At 51.2% G+C, this 7,409-nt stretch carries 7 protein-coding genes and 1 tRNA gene; 2 read left to right on the top strand and 6 right to left on the bottom strand.

What is annotated here, in order from left to right; all coding sequences use genetic code 11:
- Positions 1–298: 298 nt before the first annotated feature.
- The 3 genes from WBP50_RS05065 to WBP50_RS05055 are packed head-to-tail and all read right to left on the bottom strand — an operon-like array spanning position 299 to position 2,070.
- Positions 299–559 (bottom strand): hypothetical protein, encoded by a 261-nt coding sequence (locus WBP50_RS05065; RefSeq protein WP_423932147.1) that lies wholly within the window; start codon positions 557–559, stop codon positions 299–301.
- Positions 560–595: 36 nt separating this feature from the next.
- Complete coding sequence (locus WBP50_RS05060) at positions 596–1,264, bottom strand: GNAT family N-acetyltransferase (RefSeq protein WP_423932146.1); 669 nt, start codon at positions 1,262–1,264, stop codon at positions 596–598.
- Positions 1,252–2,070 carry a lysophospholipid acyltransferase family protein gene (locus tag WBP50_RS05055; protein WP_423932144.1) on the bottom strand — a complete coding sequence of 273 codons (819 nt, stop codon included), beginning with the start codon at positions 2,068–2,070 and terminating at the stop codon, positions 1,252–1,254. Before WBP50_RS05055 ends, WBP50_RS05060 begins: the two co-directional genes overlap by 13 nt.
- Before the next feature lie 217 nt (positions 2,071–2,287).
- Between WBP50_RS05055 and WBP50_RS05050 the strand changes: the two genes are divergently transcribed.
- Positions 2,288–3,745, top strand: a complete 1,458-nt coding sequence (locus WBP50_RS05050; RefSeq protein WP_423932142.1) for an SLC13 family permease — start codon at positions 2,288–2,290, stop codon at positions 3,743–3,745.
- A 16-nt stretch (positions 3,746–3,761) separates the two neighbouring features.
- Here the strand turns inward: WBP50_RS05050 and WBP50_RS05045 are convergent, their stop codons facing one another.
- Together WBP50_RS05045 and WBP50_RS05040 are read right to left on the bottom strand one after the other, a co-directional pair.
- The gene (locus WBP50_RS05045; protein ID WP_423932140.1) at positions 3,762–4,964 is read right to left on the bottom strand and encodes an LptF/LptG family permease; all 1,203 of its coding nucleotides are present in this window, start codon (positions 4,962–4,964) and stop codon (positions 3,762–3,764) included.
- A gap of 364 nt (positions 4,965–5,328) precedes the next feature.
- Entirely contained in the window at positions 5,329–5,601 is a 273-nt protein-coding gene (locus WBP50_RS05040; protein ID WP_423932139.1) for an H-NS family nucleoid-associated regulatory protein, read from the bottom strand.
- A gap of 678 nt (positions 5,602–6,279) precedes the next feature.
- Between WBP50_RS05040 and WBP50_RS05035 the strand changes: the two genes are divergently transcribed.
- The gene (locus tag WBP50_RS05035; protein ID WP_423932138.1) at positions 6,280–6,636 is read left to right on the top strand and encodes a hypothetical protein; all 357 of its coding nucleotides are present in this window, start codon (positions 6,280–6,282) and stop codon (positions 6,634–6,636) included.
- Positions 6,637–7,287: 651 nt separating this feature from the next.
- Here the strand turns inward: WBP50_RS05035 and WBP50_RS05030 are convergent.
- Positions 7,288–7,363: transfer RNA gene (locus WBP50_RS05030), tRNA-Lys, on the bottom strand.
- Positions 7,364–7,409: the final 46 nt, after the last annotated feature.

Below are 7,409 nucleotides of genomic sequence, written 5' to 3'. Positions count from 1 at the left end.
TAAACGTCGATTCGTAACGGTAACGAATATCCCCTTTCCAGTTCCAGTCTACAGCTTCAGCGTTGTTGAAGCCGAGAGCAGCTGCCAGACCGACCAGTAAAGCGACTTTTTTCATAGTAAGAGTAGGATTGGTTAGTGTGATGCGTTCATGAATTCTTCCATGCCGTTTTGTGCATGTTCCGATTCGTGGGCTAATCTACCACTCCTTTTATTGAGGAATCGTTAAGGGAATGCTACAAGATTGCAAACTCGACAAGTGTCGTATAAAAAGCGAAATTACCGCATAAAACAGCTATGCCTACAATTTGATATCCGTCACAATAACCGCGCCCCGGAACCGGCCATCGGGAAACACAACCCTGCCTTTGGAGTTGATGACGATATGGGGAAACCCGTTTTTTTCAAGCCGGGAAAGCAGCTTCTGCAGGTCCTTGCGGCCTGACGGCTTGATGATGATATCGGCACGTGCGTTGACCTTGTGGACGTCGTGCTGCTGCAACTCTTCGTGCACATAAAATTCGGCCTTTACATTCTCTCTGAGTTCGTCAAGCTGCAGCATGGTTCTTCCCCGGTAAATGTGTTAGCCGAAAATGTGCTACGATTTCGGAATATCAGTCTGCAGCTTTCTCTTCTTGTATTCGAGAAGCGAATGCATGCCTGCTGTCAGTTCGCTGTATATCCGGCTTCTGCTGTCTTTAACCCGGCTGTAGAGTTTCAGGATATCAAGCGTGAGAATGATCCTTGTGCAGCCGCAATTCAGATCTCCGAACAGATGCCTGCCGATCACTTCAAATCCAAGCACCCTGGTATGGAAGTTCAGGGGGGAGTGCTGTTCGTTTTCAAAAACATCGGTAATGAAGTGGGTATAATCACGGGAAACAACCTCCTCGGTTGCGGCTCTCATGAGACGAAGCGCGATCCGGTGGTTGCGCCGGAACTCCCAGGGAATCATGAATCGTCCTATTTCCACATACCTGCCCTGCTGCCTCAGAAAATCGGCATCGATACCCGGCACGAAAGTCACATGGTAAGCTTCGGGAAGATTCAGGGGCGGATCGTACAGCAATCTGAGCACGCCTGCGGGACGGCCGTTCACCCTGGCAATGAACCAGGAAAAAGGCTGATCGGCATCGAGATCCTCCGGTATCTGGGAGTGAGCGCTGCTGATCCAGTTTTTCTCCTTCTGGAAAACCTGCTCGATAATGTCGATAACCCCCTGGCGGTCATCGGAACCCAATACCCGCTGAACAGTTATACCGGACATGGCAGCTCCTTTTTGCTGGTTGTATGATTGAAAACGCATAATCCGGAAACAGGAGATTCCGGCTCTCCGAAGCTTTTCCCGCATAGTTCCGAAAGCTTCCGCATGAGCGTTCGGGTCGTTGCATCCGCCAGATCGTGCTGCTGGCGACGGCTCTCGCCATAACTGCCGTTTCGTGCATTGCATGCCGTATATCGCTCCGACCATTCGGAGAAAGAGAGCGGAGTCCCGACCGTGAGAACCATCCGGCCGAAAACCGGGATTCTGCCCTTTTGCCGGCGTACCGGAAAATCTATACCCACCGGTATTACCGGTTTTCCTGACTGGAGAACGATATGGCCGATACCCGGCTTTGCCCTGGCAAGGCGTTCGGGATGAGGGTTTCTTTTGCCTTCGGGAAAAATGCCGATACTCCCCCCCTCTTCAAGCCTCCGGCAACAGCGTTCGACAACACCCGGCGACGGCAATGCGGGCCGTCGTCTTTCGATCAGCGGAATTGTCGATCGTTTATGATAGACGTAGAGTGGATCGGTCAATCGCATCAGCCAGCCGAGCACAGGAATTTTCCCGTACATCCAGTCAATGACAAAACTCACCGTTCTTCCTCCGAGATGGAACATGAGAAAAACCGGAACAAGCAGGGATTCAAGCGCATTGTTATGGTTGAATACATAAATTGCCGACCCGGACTGCGGAAGGTTTTCAAGCCCCGTTGCACGATTCAGGAACAGGTTCGGCACCATAAGCAGCCTGAGCAGCAGGGCTTTTCGAAAGCTGAGGTAAGGAAGTGGCCTGAAGAGGGTTTGCATGATTTTTTCATTACCTTTTTTCTGTAGGAAAAACCGGCGAAATGCTGTTTTCCAACCACTTCAGGCAATAAAGAAAATCAGTGTTGGGTAACGGTTACGGTTGTGTAACGATTCTGAAAATTGTGAGCGACCCAGCTTATTATGTCTCGGGACCGTAACAGGAATGGCCGTTACGGAAGAAACCGACTGTTTTTCCAAAGCATAAAGCCGCCGCCCGATGAACCTGCTTCAGAATGTCATAATCCTGACAACAGGCTTTCTCCTTTCGCAGGTGCTTATTGCAACGAATACCCATTACCGGCTCATCGCATTTCTGCTCCGGCATGGCGGGTCGGGTTTCCGTTCGCTCCTGACATCGGTTCTCCTGATCTCCTACGGACTCTCGATATTTCTTTCCAATACCGTCGTGGTACTGGCCATGCTCCCGGTCATCAACCGCCTTATGAACTTTCTCTCGGACAGGGCATCAAAAAAAGAGATCGCGACGATGTTCTATCTTGCCCTGACCTTCGGAGCAACAACCGGGGGACTGGCATCCCTCAGCGGCAATCCTCTCAATGCCTTCGCCGTCGGCCTTCTGGAGTTCTACCGTGTCGATCACAGGGAACAGGTCAACTTCTTTTCCTGGCTGATGGTGGGGCTTCCGGTTTCGCTCCTGATCATTACCTGCGGGCGTACGATACTCCTCCATGCGGCCCGGAACTGCAGTGAGACCGCGCTTGTCTACGCCACAAGTTCCGAAACAGCTCTCTTCCCGCATCGTCCACTGCTGTTTTTCGCTATCAATATGGGGTTCGTCACCACCCTGACCGGGGTGCAGTTTTTCCTGAAACCGGAGCCGTCGGTTGCGAGCCTGTCGTGGATAGATCTTTCATTCCTCTGCTACGGCGTGTTCTTCATCCTGTTTTCCTTCCTCTATCCGGAAAAAAAAGGCGAACCCCGAAGCATCCGCAAAAACGCGCTCTTTCTCATCTTCTTCGTTGCTGCTTTTCCGGTGCTCCTTTTCAGCCGGATCGCCATGGAGATGGAGCGGCATCTGCGGATTCCGCTCACCCCGTTCCACGTCGTTCCGGAACGGGCGCTTCAGAAATTTTTCGATGCCGTCTGGGGACGCATCTTCGGTGAACAGCCCGGAAGCCTTGAAACGCCGAACGGCAACGCAGTACTCTCCATCAACAGAATCATTCTCGATATTCCCTATTTCGGACTGCTGCTCATCATGATCTTCGGATCGCTGCTCTACTTTGCCGTAAAAGCCGGAGACAACCCCGCAACGCCTGAAAGCGACGGTTACATCATAACCTCTCTCGGCGCGCTTGTCCTCGGAGTTCTCGAACCGCTGAAATCCCCTCTGCTGTTTCTCCCCGTCATGAACATGGCGGCAGTCTTTTCCTCGGAACTGCTCAGCAATACCGCAATCGTGGCGATCCTCGCTCCGCTTGTAATCACTCTTGCCCCGCACACCTCGCTCAGCGCGCTCCTGCTGCTGCTCTCGCTGACCATTGGAGCCAGCGCGGCTTACATGACGCCCCTGGCCTCTCCGGCAAACACGCTGGCCTTCGGAGGACTGGAACACGTATCGCTGAAAACCGTCGTAAAAGCCGGCCTGATCATGAACATCACGTCGGCAGCGCTGATTTCGCTGACATTTCTGGGGATTTCGTTTTTTCTGTAGCCGGTGAAGGATGCCGTTATCTGGATCCGGCCGCTACCGAACCGTTCAAACGCCGGATCAGCAGCAGAGCCGCAAGTGCGAGAATAGCATCGGCCGACCAGATGGAGAGTGCCGGATCGAGAAGACCTCGTTCGGCAAGCTTTTCGCCGGAAATGATCATGGACCAGTAGAGCACGAAAAAAAGGAGGGAGAGACCGGCGCCTGCCCCGAACCCGCCGCGCCGTGCAAGCACCCCGAGCGGCACTCCGGCAAGGGCGAAAACCAGACAGGCAAACGGAAGGGCATATCTTTTATGGAATTCGGCCATGTAGCCGTTGTATTTCTCCTGCAGCGAAACAAGACGCCGGCGGACGTCCGGACCGGCCTCTGCAGAAGCCGCGCTCCGTTCGGCTGCAGCGATGTCCCGCTTCAGGATTTTTCCGGCGGCAAGCAGTTCTTCGGCTGAAAGCTCGCGCGCATCACCCCGCATCCGGTCTTCAGCAGTGCGGGTGAAACCGAACCCTGATGACTCGAAAACAATACGGTGCCGTGCGAAACTCATCGTCCGGTATCGGATCAGCTCGGGATATCCGATTTCATGCAGTTCGCCGTTAAAAAGCGTCATCACGAGATAGCGGTCGTCAGGCGAAAACCCGATAATGCCCTTTTCGGCGCTCACCATCGTCCGGTGTCCCGGCCTCGTCAGGTCGTAAAGACGCACGCCCCTCATCTCTCCTGAAGCCTCGTCGGTTTCACCGACAAAAATCGAATACCCGTCGATAAAGCTCGAAAAGGCATTTTCCGTAAGACCGAAGGCGGGCTTGGCCCTCAGAATATCGGCCATGAGCGCTTTTGATCGGTAATTGGCATCGGGTATCACCACATTATTGAAGCGCTCCACGAGAAGCGACAGACCAGCCGCCACAACCAGTACCGGAACCGCAAGGCGGAAAAGCGACAGACCCGAAGCCCTGAGCACCGTCATTTCCGAAGCATTTGTCATGGCTCCGTAAACCATGATCACGGAAATCAGCACCGCCATGGGAACGGCAAAAACAACCATCCAGGCCGACTGCAGCATCACCAGCTCGGCGATATCGGCAAAACCGATGCCCTTTCCCAGAAAACGGTCGGAAAAACCCGCGAGAAACTGCAGGACCAGCACGAAAATGATTGTGAAAAACGAAAGAAAGAAGGGCCCGATATGGGACTTGAGGATATAGCGGTCGATAATGTTCATAGACAAAATGGTCGTCCTCGGTGTCATCAGGTTTTCCGGTGTTGAGGCAATATACTGCCGAAAACCAATAAGAGCGGCATATCGGGATAAAAAAACCTTCCGGCAATTTCCCCCGTTACGCGATTGACGAACCGACAAGCACGCTAACCTGCAGTCCTGAGAAGTGTGCTATCACGGAAAATGCCTACCCGCTTGCGCACAAGCATCCCTCCCGTTTGCAAAGGACCGGATCGGAACAGGGTGTCGCAAATGGGTTACGAAAACACCGGATGAGTAATGGAATGCAACGGAACGGGAAAACGCATATCCCGGCAATCTCAAACATTATACTCGCTGAAATTGCCGGAATTGCAATCAAGGGAGATTACTGTACGAGATAATCGGAGAGTTTTCCGCCAGCAGCTTCGACATCCTTGACCCAGGACGGTTTAGGACCTCTGCCTACCCAGGTTTCACTATCGCTCTTGCGGTATTTGATCACGGAAGGTTTTTTTTCCTTGAAACCTCTTGAAACTCCTCTCGACTGAAGGTCATCCACCGTAATGTCGAACTCGGCCATTTTTGCTTTTATCTCGCTGATAGCCTCTCTTTTGCCTGCTGCTTTCTGTTCATTAATCTGCTTCTGGATTGAAGCCATCTGTGCCTGTAATTCCGCAATAGTTTGCATAATAAGTCATGATTATAATATTTCAAGAGATACTGAGAACAATTCAATATAAAAATTTTTTCCAATAAAAAATTCCGGAATACAGTTCTGAATTTATTCCCGATCTCGTCTTATTCAGAAAAATAAAAGCACCCGGCCATCTTCTCATGATCTATAAATTGTCTCAATCCTAAACATTTACTCTTATATCACACAAACACTCTATTCGCCGGCAAATAAAAAAACCGAGTAATTTCTCTCTATTGACATCAAACCGGAAAAAGGGAACAAGCCGGGACTTGGCTTCCGGTCAAAAGTCTACAGCCGAACATAATTTCCGAACCGATTTACTGTAGTATTTTTTCCGTCATTCCTGAAAAGCGGCGCCCATTACGTGCCCTTGCCGGAGATTCTCATTAAACGACAGTTTATTGAGAATCGTATTTCTTTTACGCAACGACATTGCAGCTTGACGTGGATTTGTATGTCTTATCGATAATTATGGAGCCGGCATACCCTGTCAATCTTTTTTCTCTGTAGCGATCCTGTATTGATGATCTCTGTAGCACAACGGATCATTCCCTCCATCGGCACAATCCCCATCAACGCACAGAAATTGTCTGCAGCATTATACTTGACCTTATCCTGGTCAACCCAAAAAAAAAACCCATGGATATTCGATGCACAAAAATCCTTTTCGATTTGAGAGTCCGTGACCACATAATCGCAGATGTGATTCCTCAGCTTTTCATCCGCCATCGAGAAGTCCCGCGAGCACTGACCTGTGGTAAAGATTACGATATCGCACCGATCGGCAATTTCATCGCATGCCAATCGCCCGATAATAATGCCGGGGTTTTGCTCCCTGATCAGGAAGGCTGCTTCAGCAATGAAATGTTCCGGATTCTCCCGGTACTACCTGAAAACCACAGGATGAATTTCCAGGGAAATCCCGGCAATGCTTTTGCAGGCAAAATCAGTAGTACCTGCAGGCTTGCAAAAAAGGCAATCCCGAGCATCGAGTGAATTGAAATCTTATTTGTCTCACCGGCAGTCTCCCCAATCTTAAAACTCTCGCAACAATCGAGTTGCTCGGCGATATCATACGTATTAATTGCCAGGCGCCATACCTTCAGTGACGCAGACTTTCCTCAAAATATTGTGTCAATTGTCTCATTACGGGGGCGCTGTCCGGTTATACCATTTTTACCGGATCACCGTTCATCCCGGATCGTCAGTTATAACAGCTACAGATGCCGATGACGCCACTCTATCGATTATCGACGTATGAGCGGAGTTCTTCCGGGACACACGCCTGTCTCTGGCTCGCGTCCATCCTTGTTTTGTGGCGGAGGTTATCGGGAGGAAACCATTTGAAGCCATCATGCAGGCGATCACGATTCAGCATGCAACTGAGGATCGATGCAAAGGTTGTCCGGCCCTCTGGCAGGGCAATCACCGGACAAAGGAATGTTCCACTCTCTCTTTTTCGACGATTGCCAATACGGAAGGAATCAGGGGGAATGCGGCAGCAGCTCTCACTGCTGAAAGATAATTTCCGCCGAACCTGCCCGACAGACCCGACTCAGCGGACAAAACCTGTTTTACCGGTAAAACACCCTGCCTCCCTGAAAGCACAAAACCCGCAGCTCCTTGCGGAACTGCGGGTTTTGCTGCTGGTGCACCCGGGAGGACTCGAACCTCCAACCCACTGATTAAGAGTCAGTTGCTCTACCGATTGAGCCACGGGTGCATTGCCTAAAAGAATATTATTTCGCCGGAGCAGCAGGAAGTAACGG

The sequence above is a fragment of the Chlorobium sp. genome, from assembly GCF_049593655.1.
Taxonomy (GTDB): domain Bacteria; phylum Bacteroidota; class Chlorobiia; order Chlorobiales; family Chlorobiaceae; genus Chlorobium.
The sequence above is the reverse complement of the archived record's forward strand: the minus strand, read 5'-3'. Positions and strand labels throughout refer to the sequence as shown.

Bases quoted from the DNA above. Each gene is read 5' to 3' on its own strand.
- WBP50_RS05055 (WP_423932144.1), bottom strand. From the start codon at position 2,070: ATGCAAACCCTCTTCAGGCCACTTCCTTACCTCAGCTTTCGAAAAGCC.
- WBP50_RS05045 (WP_423932140.1), bottom strand. From the start codon at position 4,964: ATGAACATTATCGACCGCTATATCCTCAAGTCCCATATCGGGCCCTTC.
- WBP50_RS05060 (WP_423932146.1), bottom strand. From the start codon at position 1,264: ATGTCCGGTATAACTGTTCAGCGGGTATTGGGTTCCGATGACCGCCAG.
- WBP50_RS05050 (WP_423932142.1), top strand. From the start codon at position 2,288: ATGAACCTGCTTCAGAATGTCATAATCCTGACAACAGGCTTTCTCCTT.
- WBP50_RS05065 (WP_423932147.1), bottom strand. From the start codon at position 559: ATGCTGCAGCTTGACGAACTCAGAGAGAATGTAAAGGCCGAATTTTAT.
- WBP50_RS05035 (WP_423932138.1), top strand. From the start codon at position 6,280: ATGGATATTCGATGCACAAAAATCCTTTTCGATTTGAGAGTCCGTGAC.
- WBP50_RS05040 (WP_423932139.1), bottom strand. From the start codon at position 5,601: ATGGCTTCAATCCAGAAGCAGATTAATGAACAGAAAGCAGCAGGCAAA.